The following is an 18,518-nucleotide window of genomic DNA, read 5'->3' as shown; positions in this document are numbered from 1 at the left end:
GAACATATCGATAAAAATGTTTCTACTTATGGAACGGCCGCTTTCTTTAACTTTGAGTTTTTCTATCAACCGGTAAATGGAAAATTTTATACCAAATTATGTCCAGCCCCTGTTACTCCAAAATTCTTAATCAAAGAAGAACATAGAAAGAAAAAACATGCTAAAGATTTACATTATCACAAGCAATCACACTCGTTGTTTTTTGGTTGGATTATTAGTCAGACGTTAGGGTTTTCCTCGGCTTTAAAACTGTTTTTGAATATTTTTAAACCTTCGATGTCGCCAGCTACAACAGCTTCATTTAAGCATTTGCATAAAAAATCGAAATTGGTTATTGAAAATAAAGATGCCAATCAAAGAGAAAATGATTTGCAAATTGGTTTTTCGGTAGAAGAAATGGCCAATAGAGTAGAAGGTTTGTTGAAAAGTATTGGTTTAGTTTCGAATTTTTCTCCAATAGTTTACGTTGTTGGTCACGGAGCAACGAGTATCAATAACACGCATTATGCAGGTTATGATTGTGGTGCTTGTTCTGGTAGACCAAGTTCGGTAAACGCAAAAGTAGCTTCGTTTGCAGCTAATCATCCAGAAGTTAGAGCCATTTTGAGACAAAGAGGAATTGATATTCCAACTTCAACACAATTTTTACCAGCTTTACATGATACGACTCGTGATGAAATTGCTTTTTATGATGAAGATACGTTGTCGGAGAATAATAAAATTTTGCACCAACAAAATGTAATCACATTCACAAAAGCTTTAGATAACAATGCAAAAGAGCGTTCAAGACGATTCGATACGATTGATACTTCGGACACTTTAGAAAAAGTTCACGAAAAAGTAAAACGTCGTTCTTTATCTTTATTTGAACCACGTCCCGAATTAAATCACGCTACGAATGCAATGTGCATTGTAGGAAGAAGAAGTTTGTCAAAACAATTATTCTTAGACCGACGTTCGTTTTTGAATTCGTATGATTATGAAGTTGATCCTTCTGGAGATTATTTAGCCATTATATTAGGAGCAGTTGCTCCTGTAGGTGGAGGGATCAATTTGGAATACTATTTCTCAAGGGTTGACAATCAAAAATTAGGAGCTGGTTCTAAATTACCTCATAACGTAATGGGATTAATTGGAGTTGCCAACGGAATCGATGGCGATTTACGTCCAGGTTTGCCAAGTCAAATGATTGAAGTTCATGACCCTGTTCGTTTGTTAGTTATTGCAGAACATTTCCCAGAAAAAGTAATATATGCAATTTCAAAAAATCCAGCTACTTACGAATGGTTTAAAAATGATTGGGTGAAATTAGTGGCAGTTCAACCTGAAACTAAAGAGCTTTTTGTTTTTGAAGACGAAAAGTTTGTTCCCTATCAACCTATTCAAACTGTGAATTTCATTAAAGATGAAATGCAGTTGGTTGAAACTACAAAAGAGAATCTTCCGGTAGGAATAATCACTAATACATTTTAAGTCATGAACGAGTTATTACAATATTTTATACTGTTACCGTTTTTAGGCTTTATCATTAGTTTGTTTTTGCCTGAATCTAAAGAAAAAGCCATCTCGTGGACAGCTTTTGGAACGGTTTTTTTACAATTAATAGGGTTAGTAGTTTTTATCATTTTTTGGATAATAAATGATGCTAAAGATTTAAATTTATTAGAATTATCGATATTAAAAACAGCTCATTATGAGTTTTTTATCGATTTTTATTTTGACCAAATTTCTGCTGTTTATTTGTTCATTGGAGCCTTATTAACTTCGATGATAACTACATATAGTCGCTATTACTTACATAGAGAAAAAGGATACAAACGTTTTTTTAATACGGTTTTGTTTTTCTTTTTCGGATATAACTTGGCTATTTTATCAGGAAACTTTGAAACTTTATTCATTGGTTGGGAAATCATTGGAATTTCTTCTTTCCTTTTAATTGCTTTTTATAGAGAACGTTATTTACCCGTTAAAAATGCTTTCAAAGTATTTTCTATTTACAGAATTGGCGATGTCGGATTGTTATTAGCCATGTGGGCAAGTCACCATTTATTTCATGAAAATATTACCTTCATGAAGTTGAATAATTATGAATTGGTCAACGAACATCTGCAAAATCATTCCATTATTGGAATATTCATTGCGCTTTGTTTGGCTTGTGCTGCTGCGGCAAAATCGGCTCAAATTCCGTTTTCGTCATGGTTGCCAAGAGCTATGGAAGGTCCAACACCTTCGAGCGCTATTTTCTATGGTTCCTTATCAGTACATTTAGGAGTTTTCTTAATGTTGAGAACGTTTCCGTTTTGGGAACATCAAACCACTATGCGAATTGCTATTGGATTAATGGGGTTAACTACAAGTTTGGCGGCTTCGGTTATGGCGAGAGTGCAATCTTCGGTGAAAAGTCAAGTAGCGTATAGTTCTATTTCTCAAATTGGAATAATATTTATTGAAATCGCATTAGGATTTGAAACTTTAGCCTTAATTCACTTCGCAGGAAATGCATTTTTGAGAACGTATCAATTATTAGTATCACCTTCTGTGGTGAGTTACTTAATTCGTGACCAATTTTACAATTTCAAGCCAAGAGAAAAAGCTATAGAAGATTCCTATCCAAAGAAAATCGAATACACACTTTACATTTTAGCTTTGAAAGAATTCAATTTGGAAGGATTTCTAAATATGGTGTTATGGAAACCATTGAAAATCATAGGTAAATCGCTAGATTTCTTGAATATTAAAGGAATTTATTTCTTCTTTATTCCAATTTATTTAATGGGATTCATCACGTATAAATTCAAGTTGCATTTGCCTTATCAGTTGACGAATATTCTTCCTGAACTGTTTGCTTTTATCGGATTAGTATTCGTATTCAAATCGTTTTCAGAACGAAGAAGTCCGTTTTTAGCATGGATTTTAATCGTAATGAATCATTTTTGGATAGCCTTAGCCATAGTGTTTAATGACAAAGTTAGTGTAAGTGAAATTACTTACTACTTAGCTGGAATTATTGTTGCCGGTATCATTGGTTACATAGCTTTATTGCAACTTCGAAAATTAGAAAGAAAAATTCTGATTAATCAGTATTTAGGACATGTTTACGAACATCCTAAGTTTGCTTTCTTTTTCTTGTTAGCGACACTTGGAATTACAGGTTTTCCAATTACAACGACTTTCATCGGCGAGGATTTGATTTTTAGCCATATTGATAGCAATCAACTTTTCTTAGCCTTTTTTGTGGCATCAAGTTTTGTGGTTTCAGGTATTGCTGGAATTAGAATTTATGCTCGTCTTTTCTTAGGTCCTCATGTTAAAACGTATCATGAGTTACCTTACAAATCATCTTAATTTATTCGAAAATATATGAACGCAAATATAAAAAAATACATTCCTGCTGATGGTTTAGCAGGTTTAAAAGAAAATTTTAAAACCGATGCTATTTCTGGTTTCATCGTGTTTTTATTGGCATTGCCATTAAGTTTAGGAATCGCAAAGGCTTCTGATTTTCCACCAATTATGGGATTAATCACGGCTATTATTGGAGGTTTAGTAGTTTCATTTTTCATGGGTTCTCGCTTAACTATTAAAGGACCAGCAGCTGGTTTAATCGTAATTGTTGCAGGAGCAGTGGCAGAATTTGGTCAAGGAAACAACGAATTAGGCTGGAAATTAGCGCTTGGAGCAATGGTTGTTGCTGGAGTAATTCAAATTCTTTTCGGAGTTTTAAAATTGGGTAAATTAGCCGATTTTTTCCCGCTTTCTACTATTCACGGAATGTTAGCAGCTATTGGAATTATCATTATAGCGAAACAAATTCCAGTTTTATTGAATGATAATCCCGCTTTAGCAAAAGGAATGGGACCAATAGAATTACTATTGAATATACCAAAATTCATAATCAATTTAGATGCAAAAGCTTCGATTATTGGAGTTGTGAGTTTGGCAATTATGTTGGGTTGGCCTTACATCAAAAATAAATCGATTAAAATGATTCCGGCTCCTTTGGTTGTGTTGTTATTTGCTATTCCATGTGAATTATTTATGGATTTTACACATACAGAACCACCTTATGCTTTAGTTAAAATTGGAAACTTGGTAGATAATATAAATTGGAATGTAGATTTTTCAGGAATTAGTCAAACAGGATTGTTCATTAAATATGTGATTATGTTTGCTTTGGTTGGTACTTTAGAATCGTTGTTAACTGTAAAAGCCATCGATTTATTAGATCCTTTCAAAAGAAAATCCAACACAAATAAAGATTTAATTGCAGTTGGAATTGGAAATACTTTAGCAGCAATTTTAGGAGGTTTACCAATGATTTCTGAAGTTGCTCGTTCATCATCAAATGTAAATAACGGAGCAAAAACGCGTTGGGCTAACTTCTTTCACGGATTTTTCATCTTAGTTTTTGTATTGTTAGCAGCTCCTTTGTTAGAGATGATTCCAAATGCAGCACTTGCAGCCATGTTGATTAGTGTGGGAATTAAATTAGCGCATCCAAAAGAATTTATTCACATGCTACACATTGGAAAAGAGCAATTATTTATTTTCACAGTAACGGTTTTGGTAACTTTATTCGAAGATTTATTATTGGGAATTTTTGCTGGGATGTTAGTAAAAATGATCATTCATGTGGTAAATGGAACTCCAATTTCTTCATTTTTTAAAGCCCCAACGATAGTTTCGTTTGTAAATAACGAATACAAAGTTGAGATTAGCAAAGCTGCTATTTTTTCGAATTATTTGGGTATCAAAAGAAAATTAGAAGAAATTCCACCAGGATATCAAGTGCGTATTTGTTTGAAAAAAACCAAGTTGGTTGACCATTCTGTAATGGAAAATTTAGAGCATTTCAAACATGATTATGAAGCTAATGAAGACGGTGGGACGGTTACAATTATTGGTTTAGAAAATCATAAAGCCTTATCTTCGCATCCTAAAGCATCTAGAAAAAATCTAATCGTTCAATAAGTATGAAACATATAAAAATACGCTTGCTATTCTTAGTTGGAATAGCGAGCTTTCTTGCTGTGAATACTACTTTCGCACAAGTAAAAGAAAGTAACAACGATATTTGGTTGCACTATTTTGGAAAGAATATGATTACGGAAAAGTTCTCCTTTTCATTTGAAGCCACAATGCGATATGCCAATGGATTTTCTGAAAAACAACAATATTTTATTCGTCCATCAGTGGATTACCAATTTTCTAAGAAATTTATGGGAAGTGTTGGATTTAGCCATTACAATACCTATTCCTACGGAAATCCAGCAATGAATAAAATTAGTATTCCTGAAAATCATTTTTGGATTCAAGGAACGTTTGTACATAATAGTGGACAATTAAAAATCACACATCGATTACGAGATGAATTTCGATATGTTGGAATAGTAAAAGCACAATCGAATGGCGATTTAGAAATAGATCATTACGATTATAGAAATCGAATGCGTTATATGTTATTATTCAATTATCCTTTGATAAAAAAAGAAGACGCAACAAAGTTGTTTGCTTTGTTTGGCGATGAGGTTTTTGTGAATTTAGGTTCGAATGCAGGAAAAACGTTTCTAAATCAGAACCGATTGATAGGTGGAGTTGGTTATAATTTCGATAAAAATCATCAAATTCAATTAAGTTATATTCATCAAAATATTTGGAATTATACCAATACATTTCAGGAAAGTAATCCCACAGTTCGTTTAACTTATGTTACCAATTTTGATTGGAGAAAATAAAAACAAAACCCCGATTTGAAATTTCAAATCGGGGTTTTTATTACTTCGTACTTTAAACTTTGAATTACATCATTCCAGGCATTCCTCCGCCCATTGGCATTGCAGGACTGTCTTCTTTGATATCGATTAAAGCACATTCGGTGGTTAAAATCATCCCAGCAACAGAAGCTGCGTTTTCTAAAGCTACACGAGTTACTTTCTTAGGGTCGATAATTCCAGCGGCTAACATTTGAACGTATTCTCCTGTTTTAGCATTAAATCCGAAATCATTTGTTCCTTCTGTAACTTTTGCAATTACTACCGAACCTTCACCACCAGCATTTTCAACAATAGTTCTTAAAGGTGCTTCAACTGCTTTGTTAATGATTTGAATTCCTGTTGCTTCGTCTGCATTTTCTGCTTTTAAGTTTACTAATGCAGCTTTTGCTCTTACTAAAGCAACACCACCTCCAGCAACAATTCCTTCTTCAACCGCAGCACGAGTTGCATGTAAAGCATCATCAACGCGGTCTTTTTTCTCTTTCATTTCTACTTCAGAAGCTGCTCCAACATATAAAACGGCAACACCACCAGCTAATTTAGCTAAACGCTCTTGTAGTTTTTCTCTATCGTAATCAGAAGTTGTAGTTTCGATTTGAGATTTAATTTGGTTTACTCTTGCTTTGATGTTTTCAGCATCTCCAGAACCGTTTACAATTGTTGTATTATCTTTGTCAATTGTAATGTTTTCAGCTGTTCCTAACATATCTAAAGTAGCGTTTTCTAATGAATATCCGCTTTCTTCAGCAATTACAGTTCCTCCAGTTAAGATTGCAATATCTTCTAACATAGCTTTTCTTCTGTCTCCAAAACCTGGAGCTTTAACAGCCGCTATTTTTAATCCACCACGTAATTTGTTTACTACTAAAGTTGCTAATGCTTGTCCGTCAACATCTTCAGCAATAATTAATAATGGTCTTCCAGATTGTGCTACCGGTTCTAAAACTGGCAATAACTCTTGTAAGTTAGAGATTTTTTTATCGTATAATAAAACGTATGGATTGCTTAATTCAGCCACCATTTTATCAGCATCCGTTACAAAGTAAGGAGATAAATAACCTCTGTCGAATTGCATTCCTTCAACCACATCTACATAAGTATCTGTTCCTTTTGCTTCTTCTACCGTGATAACACCTTCTTTTCCAACTTTTGAAAAAGCTACTGCGATTAAATCACCAATAGTTTCATCATTATTTGCTGAAATAGAAGCTACTTGTTTGATTTTTTCAGACGAGTCACCAACAGCTACAGATTGTTTTCCTAATTCCGAAACAATAGTTTCTACTGCTTTGTCAATTCCTCTTTTTAAATCCATTGGATTTGCTCCTGCGGCAACGTTTTTCAAACCTTCTTTAACGATTGCTTGAGCTAAAACGGTTGCAGTAGTTGTTCCGTCACCAGCTAAATCATTGGTTTTAGAAGCTACTTCTTTTACCATTTGAGCGCCCATATTTTCTAATGGATCTTGTAATTCGATTTCTTTTGCAACAGAAACACCATCTTTAGTTACCGTTGGTCCACCAAATGATTTTGAAATAATTACATTTCTTCCTTTTGGACCTAAAGTTACTTTTACTGCATTTGCTAATGCGTCAATACCACGTTTTAAACCATCGCGTGCTTCAATGTCGAATTTTATATCTTTTGCCATTTTAATTTTTTGTTTAAATGTTTAACGTTTAAATGTTTAAAAGTTGCTGTTTAATCTATGATTAAAGAATTGCGTAAATTTCGTCTTCTCTCATAATTAGGTAATCTTTACCTTCATATTTGAATTCTGTTCCTGAATATTTACCGTATAAAACGGTATCTCCAACTTTTACAGACATGGTGTAATCTTTTTTGCCATTTCCCACGGCTACTACAGTACCTTTTTGTGGTTTTTCTTTTGCAGTGTCTGGAATAATAATTCCTGAAGCTGTTGTAGTTTCTGCTGCTAATGGAGCAATTACTACACGATCTGAAATAGGTTTAATGTTTAATGACATAATTGTATATATTTTGTTTATTAAAATTAATTTGTGCTTGTTGTTTTTCAGAAATTGTGCCAAAGCAATTTTCTGACAATTTTTCGGTAAAAAAAATGCCAGCACTGACATGCTGGCATTTTATCTATTTTGTCAATTCTTATTTTGTAGAATCTGTTGCAACTGGTGCTGGTGTAGCAGCAGGAGTAGCTTGTTTTGTAGCTTCTGGTGTAGTTGGAACTGTAGTTGTAGGAACTGCTGTGTCATCATTACCTAAAACTTTAGAACCAGATGCAGCGCCATTAAAACTCAAACTAGAAAGTAAAATTAAAGCAATTAAAATTCCTCCTAATGTCCAAGTACTTTTATCTAAGAAATCAGTTGTTTTTTGAACTCCACCTAATTGTTGAGAACCACCAAATGAAGAAGATAAACCTCCACCTTTAGGGTTTTGAACCATAATAGCTAAGATTAATAAAAAACAAACAATTGTTATCGCAATTAAAAAACCTGTGAATCCCATAATTAATTATTATTTTGTTGTAAATTTTTGATTTCATTTATTCGGTCTGCAAAGAAACTACTTTTTTCTGGATATTTCAAAATTAATATTTCATAAGCTTGAATCGCTTTTGTATATTTTTTTTGTTCCAAATATACTTTGGCTAATGTTTCGGTCATTAGATGCGTTGGCTCTTCAACGCTTTTGCTAATATTTGCAGGTGGTTTGGTTGTTTCTTTTACTGGAGCAATTTTTGGATTTGCTTCAATAAATTTATCAATGATGTCTAATTTTTTTTGCTTTTCAGGGTCGTTTGAAGTGTTTTTTTCTTCAATTTCACGTTCAATTGGAGCAAATTTTGTCAATTGTAACCATTCTTGGAACGAATGTCTTTCTGAAGGAGTAAAAGGTAGTGGTTTACCTATTTCTAGTTTTTCTTCTGAAGTTGGTTCTGTTATTTCTGTTTCTTCTGGAATTGCTGTAGTTTCAATTTCTGGCAATACAATTATTTCTTCCATGTGATGCACTTCAATATCTAATAGCGATTTTTGAATTTCATCTATCTTTTCTTGTTGGATTGCTGTGAAATTATCTGAAGTAATAAATTCAAATAAAATCGTTCGATCTGTTGTGTAAGCGGCTGTTTTTTTTAATTCATAATTGTATCTAAAACTTTCCTGATTGTACAATCCTTTTAAATGTAAAGCTCGTGCTGCCTGAAAATAAGGAAACTGCAAAACTACATTCTCTAAAGCAATGGTTTGCTTTTCGTTTATAGTTTCGGGCTTATTTAAAAGATATATTAAATCGGATATGTTCAAAATTTACAAATTAGTTACCATTTTGCTAATGATTCGTTGAAAACATCTTGTGTTATTCGTTCAAAAATTACATCTAATGCTGTTGTTAATTGCGAACCTACTAATTGTTGATTGGCGTCAAAATCATAGAAGAATGAAAAACGTTTTTCAAAATTATCGTCTTCTTTATTTCGATTTGTAAATCGAACCATTACTGTTACTGTCAATCTATTTTGTGCTGCTCTTTGATCTGCAGTTGCTGTCATAGGTGTTATACGATAATCTACAATTTCTCCTTCGTAAAGCAATTCGCCACCTTGAGAAACTAAATTTAGATTGGTTTGACTTTGAATAATGTCTTGCAATTCTAAAGTAAAAGTTCTTTCAATTCCAGGCTCTACCAATGGTGCATTGTTTTGAAAGTAGTTTACTTGAAAAGTTTTAGCATCTATAGGTTGAGTTCCTGTGAAATTATAAACGCCACAACCATTTAATAGAAAGGAAAAAGTTATAGTTATTGCTATGATGAAATATCTCATTATAAATCGTATTGTTTTATTTTTCTATAAAGTGTTCGTTCCGAAATTCCTAATTCATCTGCCGCAGCTTTTCGTTTTCCTTTGTTTCGGTCTAACGATTTTTTGATTAATTCAATTTCTTTGGCTTCTAAGCTTAAAGTTTCTTCTTCATCAACGGTTTCGGCGAATAAATAATTTTCATCGTCATCATCTTCAAATTCTTCTTGAATCAGATTGTTTTGATTTGGAAGCATTTCTACTCTTGGTTCTTCTTCAAAAATAGCATTTTCTTCGGGTTTACCGTAAATTTTCTGAATTAATCCTTTATTAGCTTCTTGAACTTTTGAACTTCCGTTTTGCATTAATTCCATCGTAAGCTTTTTCAAATCGTTCAAATCACTCTTCATATCAAAAAGGACTTTATACAAAATTTCTCTTTCGTTACTAAAATCACTTTCCGATTTTTTAGTTCCAATTACCGAAGGTAAGTTCGGATTTTCTATTGGCAAATAGGAGAGAAGCGTTTGCGATGAAATCTCGCGTTTGGTTTCCAAAACCGAAATTTGTTCGGCTACATTTCGCAATTGACGAATGTTTCCGCTCCAGCGATATTTTAAAAGAATTTCAACTGCACTGTCGTCTAATTTGATGGCAGGCATTTTATATTTGTGAGCAAAATCAGAAGCAAATTTTCTAAATAACAAATGAATGTCGTCTTTACGTTCACGAAGTGGTGGCAACATGATGTCAACCGTACTCAATCGATAAAATAAATCCTCACGAAATTTGCCTTTTTCAATGGCATCAAACATATTCACATTCGTAGCCGCAACGATTCTAACATTGGTTTTTTGCACTTGCGATGAACCTACTTTGATAAATTCGCCATTTTCCAAAACACGTAATAAACGCACTTGAGTAGTTAAAGGTAATTCCCCAACTTCATCTAAAAATATAGTTCCGCCATCAGCTACCTCAAAATACCCTTCACGAGTATTAGTTGCTCCAGTAAACGAACCTTTTTCATGCCCGAAAAGTTCACTATCAATAGTTCCTTCTGGAATAGCACCACAGTTTACGGCGATATATTTTCCATGTTTTCTATGCGAAAGCGCGTGAATGATTTTCGGAATACTTTCTTTTCCAACACCACTTTCACCTGTTACCAATACCGAAATATCCGTTGGAGCTACCTGAATGGCTTTCTCCACGGCACGATTGAGTTTTGGGTCATTCCCAATAATTTCAAATCGTTGTTTTATAGCTTGTACTGATTCCATATATTTTGTTTCAGGTTTCAAGTTTCAGGTTTAGAAAGTTAACTTGAAACTTTCAAACTTGAAACTTGAAACAAAAAAATTAATTCATTATTTCAGAATAACCAACCGCTTCTCCAATTAAAGTTGCAGCGGTACAATCTGTGATTTTTACCATTACGAATTCGCCTACTTTGTAATTTTCTTTTGGGAAAACTACTACAGTATTTTGAGAATTTCTTCCGCTCCAGTGAGCATCGGAACGTTTTGATTCTTTCTCAATTAAAACTTCTACTTCTTGACCAATGAAACGTTGCGTTCTTTCTAAACCAATTCTTTGTTGTAAGTCGATGATTTCATTTAAACGTCTTTTCTTCACTTCTTCTGGAACGTCGTCTTCCATTTTTCTGGCAGCTAAAGTTCCTGGGCGTTCTGAATAGGCAAACATAAATCCGAAATCATATTTTACATATTCCATCAAACTTAATGTATCTTGATGATCTTCTTCTGTTTCTGTTGGGAAACCAGCAATCATATCTTGTGATAATGAAATATCTGGAATAATTGCATATATTTTGTCAATCAATGCGATGTATTCTTCACGCGTGTGTTGACGATTCATTTCTTGTAAAATTCGAGTACTTCCACTTTGGACAGGTAAGTGAATGTAGTTGCAAATGTTGTGGTGTTTCGCCATAGTTTCAATTACTTCCACATGCATGTCTTGCGGATTCGAAGTCGAGAATCTAAAACGCATTTTTGGAAACAACGTAGCACATTTATCTAACAATTGAGCAAAATCAACCGAAGTCGCTTTTTGCATTTCGGTTGCTTTGTCGAAATCTTTTTTCAAACCTCCTCCATACCAAAGGTAACTGTCTACGTTTTGTCCTAATAAAGTAACTTCTTTGAAACCTCTATCGTATAAATCTTGAATTTCGTCAATAATACTTTGTGGTTCACGACTACGCTCACGACCGCGTGTAAAAGGAACAACGCAAAACGTACACATATTATCGCAACCTCTTGTAATAGATACAAAAGCATTAACGCCATTGCTATTCAAACGAACAGGTGAAATATCACCATACGTTTCTTCTTTTGAAAGAATTACGTTGATAGCATCTCTTCCTTCTTCAACTTCGGCTAATAAATTTGGTAAATCTTTGTAAGCATCAGGTCCAACGACCATGTCTACAATTTTTTCTTCCTCTAAAAACTGACTTTTCAAACGTTCGGCCATACAACCTAAAACCCCAACTTTCATTGAAGGGTTGATTTTTTTAACCGCATTGTATTTTTCTAAACGCTTACGAATGGTTTGCTCCGCTTTATCGCGAATAGAACAAGTGTTTACTAAAACCAAATCAGCATCTTCTAGATTTTGAGTGGTATTATATCCGTTTTCATAAAGAATAGACGCCACAATTTCGCTGTCCGAAAAATTCATTTGGCAACCATAACTCTCTATAAAAAGTTTTTTTGTATTTCCTTCTTTTTGGTCAAGTACTAAACTTTGACCTTGTTTGTTTTCATCAATTACCTTTTCCATATCAAAGATTTCCATTAATCATTCCGAAGTTTCGGAACGCAAAGATAATACTAAATTATAAAATCTGACAAGATGGCAGAAAAGGTTTAACATGAAATTTTAAATTATTTTTTTCTCTATTTCTAAGTAGCCGTTTTTCGTGGATTTTATACCTATATATATAGGAGTAATTTGACTGATATTTTGGTTAATTATAGGTAAAAAAATACTCGGGATGTTAAAATTTAAAAAAAACCTATACTTTTGCCGAACAAACAAAAAGTGAAATGGCAAAGAATTTAGTAATCGTTGAGTCACCTGCAAAAGCAAAAACCATCGAGAAATTTCTAGGAAGTGAGTATCAAGTAGAGTCGAGTTATGGACATATTGCCGACTTGCCTTCGAGAGAAATAGGAGTAGATGTAGAAAATGGTTTTAAACCGAAATATGAAGTTTCGGCCGATAAAAAAGCATTGGTGACCAAATTAAAAGGATTAGCTAAAAATGCCGAAATGGTTTGGTTGGCTTCCGATGAGGACCGTGAGGGAGAAGCAATTTCTTGGCACTTATCTGAAGAATTAAAATTAAAGCCAGAAAAAACAAAACGTATCGTTTTTCACGAAATCACGAAAACGGCTATTCAAAAAGCAATCGAAAATCCGAGAGGAATTGATTACAACTTAGTAAATGCACAACAAGCGCGTAGAGTTTTAGATAGATTAGTAGGTTACGAATTATCGCCAGTACTTTGGAAAAAAGTTAAAGGAGGACTATCTGCAGGTCGTGTACAATCAGTTTCCGTTCGTTTGATTGTAGAGCGTGAAAGAGAAATTCAAGATTTCAAACCAGAAGCGTCTTACAGCATTACAGCAGAATTCACAAATGAAGCTGGAAAAACATTTAAAGCAAAATTACCTAAGAACTTCGCAACTAAAAAAGAAGCAGAAGATTTCTTAGCTAAAAATATTGGTTCGTCTTACAAAGTAGGGGATTTAGAAACCAAACCAACAAAAAAATCACCAGCAGCACCTTTTACTACTTCAACGCTACAACAAGAAGCAGCTAGAAAATTGTATTTGCCTGTTGGGATTACCATGCAAATTGCACAACGTTTGTACGAAGCCGGACTTATTACTTATATGAGAACGGATAGTGTGAATCTTTCGCAAGAAGCAATGGCGGCAGCTCAAGCCGAAATTACGAGTTACTACGGAAAAGAGTTTTCAAAACCAAGAAATTTCAATACCAAATCAAAAGGAGCACAAGAGGCACACGAAGCCATTCGTCCAACAGATATGTCAAGACATACAGTGGATATTGATAGAGATCAAGCGCGTTTGTATGATTTAATTTGGAAAAGAACATTGGCTTCACAAATGAGCGATGCGGAATTAGAAAGAACCAATGTAAAAATCGAAGCAAGCAATCATTCGGAAACCTTTACAGCAACTGGAGAAGTTATCAAATTTGAAGGTTTCTTAAAAGTGTATTTAGAAGGACATGATGATGACGAAGAGGAACAAGAAGGAATGTTGCCAGCTTTAAAAGTAAACGAAAAACTTACGAATAATTATATCACGGCAACAGAGCGTTTTTCGCGTCCACCAAGTCGTTATACTGAAGCTTCTTTGGTGAAGAAATTGGAGGAATTAGGAATTGGTCGTCCTTCAACGTATGCGCCAACTATTTCAACAATTATTGCTAGAACGTATGTAGAAAAAGGAAGTTTCGAAGGTCAAGAAAGAAAATATACGCAAATCGTTTTAAAAAATAGCGAAGTAAAAGCGCAAGTTTTAACTGAAAATGTTGGTTCAGATAAAGGAAAGTTAGTTCCAACCGATATCGGAATTATCGTGAATGATTTCTTAGTAAAAAACTTCAACACGATTTTAGATTACAATTTCACAGCAAAAGTGGAGCAAGATTTCGACGAAATTGCAGAAGGAAAAGTGGATTGGGCGAAAATGATGAACGATTTCTACAAACACTTTCATCCAAATGTAGTCGATGTAGAGAAAAATGCAGATAGAGAAAGTGGTGAAAGAATCTTAGGAGTACATCCGGTTTCAGGAAAACAAGTTTCGGTTCGTTTAGGAAAATATGGAGCAATGGCTCAAATTGGTGATATTGATGATGAAAACAAGCAATTCGCTAGTTTGCGTCAAGACCAAAATATTGGAAATATCACTTTGGAAGAAGTATTGAACTTATTTTTACTTCCAAAACAACTAGGTACATATAAAGGAGAAGAAATCGAAGTAAATAATGGTCGTTTTGGGCCTTATGTTCGTTTTGGTTCTCAATTTATTTCGTTGCCGAAAGGAGTAGATCCAATGGATGTTACTATGGAAACGGCTCAAGGTTTGATTGATGAGAAAGTGCAAGCGGATGCGCCAATTGGAACTTATGATGGATTGCCAATTCAAAAAGGTGTTGGTCGTTTTGGACCTTTCATTAAATGGAATGGAATGTTTATTAATGTAAATAAGAAATACAACTTCGATAATTTATCGCAATCAGATTTGAACGAGTTAATCGAAGAAAAACAACAAAAAGATATTGATAAAGTACTTCACGATTGGAAAGAAGAAGGTATCAAGGTAGAAAAAGCACGTTGGGGTCGTTCTGTAATTACCAAAGGTAAAATCAAAATTGAATTGAGTAAAGATGTTGATGCTTCAAAGTTAACATTGGCTCAAGTTCAAGAAATGATAGAAAAGAAAACGCCAGCTAAAAAGACGGCGACAAAAAAAGCACCAGCTAAGAAAACAACCGCAAAAAAGAAATAATCAATGGTTTTTGATTTTTTACAACCTATTTCAAGTTCGGTAGAGGAATATATCTCTAAGTTATCCAATCAAACATTGGGAAAAAAAGTAGTGTTTCATACACAGACCGATTTTCCTGTTTTAGATAATGTTGCTATAGCAATTTTTACAGTAAATGAGTTTAGAGGAAATGCAAAAGACAATGATGATTTTTCTTTCGATAATTTTAGAAAGCAATTTTACAGTCTTTTTCCTGGAAATTGGAATGCTTCCATTGTAGATTTAGGGTCAATTGAGTCAGGTGCTAGTATTGAAGACACCTATTTTGTTGTAAAAAGTTTGATTGCTGAGTTAATTAAGAAAAGAATTATACCAGTTGTTATAGGTGGAAGTCAAGATTTAACTTATCCAATGTATCGTGGTTATGATAATTTAGATCAAATGGTAAATTTGGTTTCTGTAGACAATCAATTTGATTTTTCTAAAGAGTATAAATTGGATTCGGAGTCTTATTTGTCGAAAATTATAGTAGAAGAGCCTAATAATCTTTTTAATTTCAGTAACTTAGGGTTTCAAACGTATTTTAATTCGCAAGAAGAAATCGATTTAATCGAGAAATTATATTTTGAAGCCTATCGTTTAGGAGAAGTTTCAAATAATATTGCAGTGGCAGAACCCGTTTTTAGAGATGCTGATTTAGTTAGTATTGACATGAATTCGGTTCAATCGTCTTATTCTGGCAATTTTGATGTTTTTAATCCTAACGGATTTACAGGAAAAGAAATTTGCGCTCTAACGCGTTATGCTGGAATTAGTGATAAAGTAACTTCGTTTGGAATTTTTAATTTTAATCCAAATGGAAATGAAGTTGTGTTAACAGCTCAAATGCTGTGGTATTTTATTGAAGGATTTTGTTTTCGTTCAAATGAGTATCCATTTGGTACAAAAGAGAACTATATAAAGTATATTGTTCCTATAGAAGATGAAGAATTAATCTTTTACAAGAGCAATAAAACCGCAAGATGGTGGATTGAAATACCGTTTTTAACAAATGTTAACAATAAATTAAAAAGAAATACGTTATTACCTTGCACACATGAAGATTATTTAGCAGCTTGCGAGCAGGAAATTCCAGAAAGATGGTGGAAAGCCCAAAGGAGGAATATTTTGTAAAAGTCGTTATTTTTCAAAGTGTTAAAGCATTGTTAAAACAGGTGTAATGCTAAAATTCAATATTTTTTGCACGTTTTTTAAAAAAATGTTGTTTTTTTCAAAATTATTGAATAGGTTTACGCCCTTAAATAGAAATTACATTTAACCCAAGTTTATATGAAGAAGTTTGTTGCATTTTCAGCAATTTTGTCATTATTTATCAGTTGTGGTAAAGGCGATAAAGGAGAATTAGTAGGAGTTAAAGGGAGAAAATGGCATCCCGAGAAACCTTACGGTATGACGTTAATCCCTGGAGGAGCTTTTATTATGGGTAAAGCCGATGATGATTTAGCTAACATTCAAGACGCGCCTACTAAAACAGTTACGGTTCGTTCATTCTATATGGATGAAACGGAGATTACTAATAGTGAGTACCGTCAGTTTGTTGAATGGGTAAAAGATTCAACTATCAGAACGCGCCTAGCTATTCTTGCTGATGAACAAGGTCAAAAGCCTGGTTCTGGTGGAGGGAAAGGTGGAAGTATTGGTGATTTTGCCTTTGCTGACGTTGATCCTGAAAAAATGACTCCGTACGATAAGTATATGTATGAAAATTATTACAGTGTTGGAACTGATGATGATATTTATGCTGGAAGAAAGTTAAATAAAAAAATCAAACTTATAAAAGAGCCTGGAAAATATCCTGATGAGCATTATGTGGAAGTAATGGATTCAATGTATTTGCCTGAGTCAGAATCATACAATGGTTTAAAAACTATTGATGCTTCTAAGTTAAAATTCAAGTACAACCAAGTTGATTTAAACAAGGCTGTTAAGAAAAAAGGACGTAAAAACTTCTATGAAGATGCACCACCTATTGAAATCTATCCTGATACAACTGCTTGGATAAAAGACTTTGCTTATTCTTATAATGAGCCAATGCATAATGATTATTTCTGGCATCAAGCTTATGGGGAATATCCTGTGGTAGGTGTTTCTTGGAATCAAGCTAAAGCATTTTGTGCTTGGAGAACAATGTATAAAAATGCATTTATTAAAAAGAAAAAAGGAAGAGATCAAGTAAATTCATTCCGTTTACCAACAGAAGCTGAATGGGAATATGCTGCAAGAGGTGGAATTGAAGGAGCTACTTATCCTTGGGGAGGTCCTTATGCTAAAAATGACAGAGGTTGTTTTATGGCTAACTTTAAACCTAACCGTGGAGATTATGCTGCTGATGGTGCTTTATACACTGTAGAAGCTAAATCATATGAGCCAAATGATTATAACTTATATAACATGGCAGGTAACGTTTCAGAGTGGACAGAGTCTTCTTACTATGCTGAAGCTTACGAATTCGTTTCTACAATGAATCCACATGTTGCTGATAAGAAAAACCAAAGAAAAGTTGTTCGTGGTGGTTCTTGGAAAGATGTTGCTTATTTCTTACAAGTTTCAACTCGTGATTATGAGTATGCTGATTCTGCAAGAAGTTATATCGGGTTCAGAACAGTTCAAGATTACATGGGTACAGCTGCAACTGGCAACAGACCTAAATAGTATTTAACCAATTTTATTATATAATTAACTTAACTAACTAAATTTTATTTATTATGGCAATTTTAAGCAAAAAAGTGATGGGATTCCTTTACGGAATGGGAGCGGCAGTAGTAATCGTTGGAGCATTATTCAAATTAATGCACTGGCCAGGGGCAGGACCAATGCTTGTAATCGGTTTATTAACTGAAGCTGCAATTTTCGCGTTATCAGCATTTGAACCAGTAGAGAATGAATTAGATTGGTCTTTAGTTTACCCTGAATTAGCAGGTGGTGAGGCTAAACCAAAAGATAAAAAAGAAAACCCAGCTGAAGCTCAAGGTTTATTATCTCAAAAATTAGATAATATGTTGAAAGAAGCTAAAATTGATGGTGAATTAATGGCAAGCTTAGGAAACAGTATTAAAAACTTCGAAGGTGCTGCTAAATCAATTTCTCCAACTGTTGATGCAATGGCTGGTCAAAAGAAATATGCTGAAGAAATGACTACAGCTGCAGCTCAAATGGAAGCTTTAAACAGTTTATATAAAGTACAATTAGAAAGTGCTGATAGAAATGCACAAGCAAACAAAGAGATTGCTGAAAATGCTGCTAAATTAAAAGAGCAAATGCAATCAATGACTTCAAACATTGCTTCTTTAAATGCAGTTTATGGAGGTATGTTATCTGCTATGAGTAACAGAGGATAATTAG

The 18,518-nt window shown here is 33.8% G+C and carries 15 protein-coding genes; 8 read left to right on the top strand and 7 right to left on the bottom strand.

Annotation, left to right across the window (positions count from 1 at the left end):
• From L6Q46_RS04570 to L6Q46_RS04555, 4 genes are all read left to right on the top strand, one after another.
• A partial coding sequence (locus L6Q46_RS04570; RefSeq protein ID WP_291283309.1) for a putative inorganic carbon transporter subunit DabA occupies positions 1–1,473 on the top strand: 1,473 nt, incomplete at its 5' end.
• 3 nt (positions 1,474–1,476) lie between these two features.
• The gene (locus L6Q46_RS04565; RefSeq protein WP_291283308.1) at positions 1,477–3,345 is read left to right on the top strand and encodes a proton-conducting transporter membrane subunit; all 1,869 of its coding nucleotides are present in this window, start codon (positions 1,477–1,479) and stop codon (positions 3,343–3,345) included.
• Between the two features lie 15 nt (positions 3,346–3,360).
• Entirely contained in the window at positions 3,361–4,971 is a 1,611-nt protein-coding gene (locus tag L6Q46_RS04560; protein ID WP_291283307.1) for a SulP family inorganic anion transporter, read from the top strand.
• Positions 4,972–4,973: 2 nt separating this feature from the next.
• Positions 4,974–5,735 (top strand): DUF2490 domain-containing protein, encoded by a 762-nt coding sequence (locus L6Q46_RS04555; protein ID WP_291283306.1) that lies wholly within the window; start codon positions 4,974–4,976, stop codon positions 5,733–5,735.
• A gap of 64 nt (positions 5,736–5,799) precedes the next feature.
• Here the strand turns inward: L6Q46_RS04555 and groL are convergent, their stop codons facing one another.
• The 7 genes from groL to miaB all read right to left on the bottom strand — a co-directional run bounded on the left by groL (position 5,800) and on the right by miaB (position 12,369).
• A complete protein-coding gene (gene groL / locus L6Q46_RS04550; RefSeq protein WP_291283305.1) occupies positions 5,800–7,425 on the bottom strand; it encodes a chaperonin GroEL in 1,626 nt (541 codons plus the stop codon).
• Between the two features lie 61 nt (positions 7,426–7,486).
• On the bottom strand, positions 7,487–7,762 hold the full coding sequence (locus tag L6Q46_RS04545) for a co-chaperone GroES (RefSeq protein WP_111566014.1): 276 nt from the start codon (positions 7,760–7,762) through the stop codon (positions 7,487–7,489).
• 139 nt (positions 7,763–7,901) lie between these two features.
• Positions 7,902–8,267 carry a preprotein translocase subunit SecG gene (gene secG, locus L6Q46_RS04540; RefSeq protein ID WP_291283310.1) on the bottom strand — a complete coding sequence of 122 codons (366 nt, stop codon included), beginning with the start codon at positions 8,265–8,267 and terminating at the stop codon, positions 7,902–7,904.
• Positions 8,267–9,064, bottom strand: a complete 798-nt coding sequence (locus tag L6Q46_RS04535; RefSeq protein ID WP_291283304.1) for a tetratricopeptide repeat protein — start codon at positions 9,062–9,064, stop codon at positions 8,267–8,269. The genes secG and L6Q46_RS04535 overlap by 1 nt, the downstream gene beginning before the upstream one ends.
• 14 nt (positions 9,065–9,078) lie before the next feature.
• Positions 9,079–9,582, bottom strand: a complete 504-nt coding sequence (locus L6Q46_RS04530; RefSeq protein ID WP_111566011.1) for an LptE family protein — start codon at positions 9,580–9,582, stop codon at positions 9,079–9,081.
• Positions 9,582–10,841: a sigma-54 dependent transcriptional regulator gene (locus tag L6Q46_RS04525; RefSeq protein WP_291283303.1), complete on the bottom strand. Its 1,260-nt coding sequence runs from the start codon at positions 10,839–10,841 to the stop codon at positions 9,582–9,584. Before L6Q46_RS04525 ends, L6Q46_RS04530 begins: the two co-directional genes overlap by 1 nt.
• A gap of 79 nt (positions 10,842–10,920) precedes the next feature.
• A complete protein-coding gene (miaB, locus tag L6Q46_RS04520; protein ID WP_291283302.1) occupies positions 10,921–12,369 on the bottom strand; it encodes a tRNA (N6-isopentenyl adenosine(37)-C2)-methylthiotransferase MiaB in 1,449 nt (482 codons plus the stop codon).
• Positions 12,370–12,635: 266 nt separating this feature from the next.
• Here miaB and topA point away from each other — a divergent pair, with 266 nt between their 5' ends.
• The 4 genes from topA to gldL all read left to right on the top strand — a co-directional run bounded on the left by topA (position 12,636) and on the right by gldL (position 18,514).
• A complete protein-coding gene (gene topA, locus L6Q46_RS04515; protein WP_291283301.1) occupies positions 12,636–15,137 on the top strand; it encodes a type I DNA topoisomerase in 2,502 nt (833 codons plus the stop codon).
• A gap of 3 nt (positions 15,138–15,140) precedes the next feature.
• The gene (locus L6Q46_RS04510; protein ID WP_291283300.1) at positions 15,141–16,289 is read left to right on the top strand and encodes a formimidoylglutamase; all 1,149 of its coding nucleotides are present in this window, start codon (positions 15,141–15,143) and stop codon (positions 16,287–16,289) included.
• A gap of 156 nt (positions 16,290–16,445) precedes the next feature.
• On the top strand, positions 16,446–17,828 hold the full coding sequence (gldK, locus tag L6Q46_RS04505) for a gliding motility lipoprotein GldK (protein ID WP_111566007.1): 1,383 nt from the start codon (positions 16,446–16,448) through the stop codon (positions 17,826–17,828).
• A 53-nt stretch (positions 17,829–17,881) separates the two neighbouring features.
• Positions 17,882–18,514 (top strand): gliding motility protein GldL, encoded by a 633-nt coding sequence (gldL, locus tag L6Q46_RS04500; protein WP_111566006.1) that lies wholly within the window; start codon positions 17,882–17,884, stop codon positions 18,512–18,514.
• The last annotated feature ends 4 nt before the right edge of the window (positions 18,515–18,518 follow it).

It is taken from the genome of Flavobacterium sp. (assembly GCF_023151265.1).
Lineage (GTDB): Bacteria > Bacteroidota > Bacteroidia > Flavobacteriales > Flavobacteriaceae > Flavobacterium.
The sequence above is the reverse complement of the archived record's forward strand: the minus strand, read 5'-3'. Positions and strand labels throughout refer to the sequence as shown.

What these genes read in the sequence shown, in the direction of transcription:
- L6Q46_RS04545 (WP_111566014.1), bottom strand. Translation starts at nt 7,762, where the DNA reads ATGTCATTAAACATTAAACCTATTTCAGATCGTGTAGTAATTGCTCCA.
- topA (WP_291283301.1), top strand. Translation starts at nt 12,636, where the DNA reads ATGGCAAAGAATTTAGTAATCGTTGAGTCACCTGCAAAAGCAAAAACC.
- L6Q46_RS04555 (WP_291283306.1), top strand. Translation starts at nt 4,974, where the DNA reads ATGAAACATATAAAAATACGCTTGCTATTCTTAGTTGGAATAGCGAGC.
- L6Q46_RS04565 (WP_291283308.1), top strand. Translation starts at nt 1,477, where the DNA reads ATGAACGAGTTATTACAATATTTTATACTGTTACCGTTTTTAGGCTTT.
- gldL (WP_111566006.1), top strand. Translation starts at nt 17,882, where the DNA reads ATGGCAATTTTAAGCAAAAAAGTGATGGGATTCCTTTACGGAATGGGA.
- L6Q46_RS04510 (WP_291283300.1), top strand. Translation starts at nt 15,141, where the DNA reads ATGGTTTTTGATTTTTTACAACCTATTTCAAGTTCGGTAGAGGAATAT.
- L6Q46_RS04530 (WP_111566011.1), bottom strand. Translation starts at nt 9,582, where the DNA reads ATGAGATATTTCATCATAGCAATAACTATAACTTTTTCCTTTCTATTA.
- L6Q46_RS04525 (WP_291283303.1), bottom strand. Translation starts at nt 10,841, where the DNA reads ATGGAATCAGTACAAGCTATAAAACAACGATTTGAAATTATTGGGAAT.
- gldK (WP_111566007.1), top strand. Translation starts at nt 16,446, where the DNA reads ATGAAGAAGTTTGTTGCATTTTCAGCAATTTTGTCATTATTTATCAGT.
- miaB (WP_291283302.1), bottom strand. Translation starts at nt 12,369, where the DNA reads ATGGAAAAGGTAATTGATGAAAACAAACAAGGTCAAAGTTTAGTACTT.
- groL (WP_291283305.1), bottom strand. Translation starts at nt 7,425, where the DNA reads ATGGCAAAAGATATAAAATTCGACATTGAAGCACGCGATGGTTTAAAA.
- L6Q46_RS04560 (WP_291283307.1), top strand. Translation starts at nt 3,361, where the DNA reads ATGAACGCAAATATAAAAAAATACATTCCTGCTGATGGTTTAGCAGGT.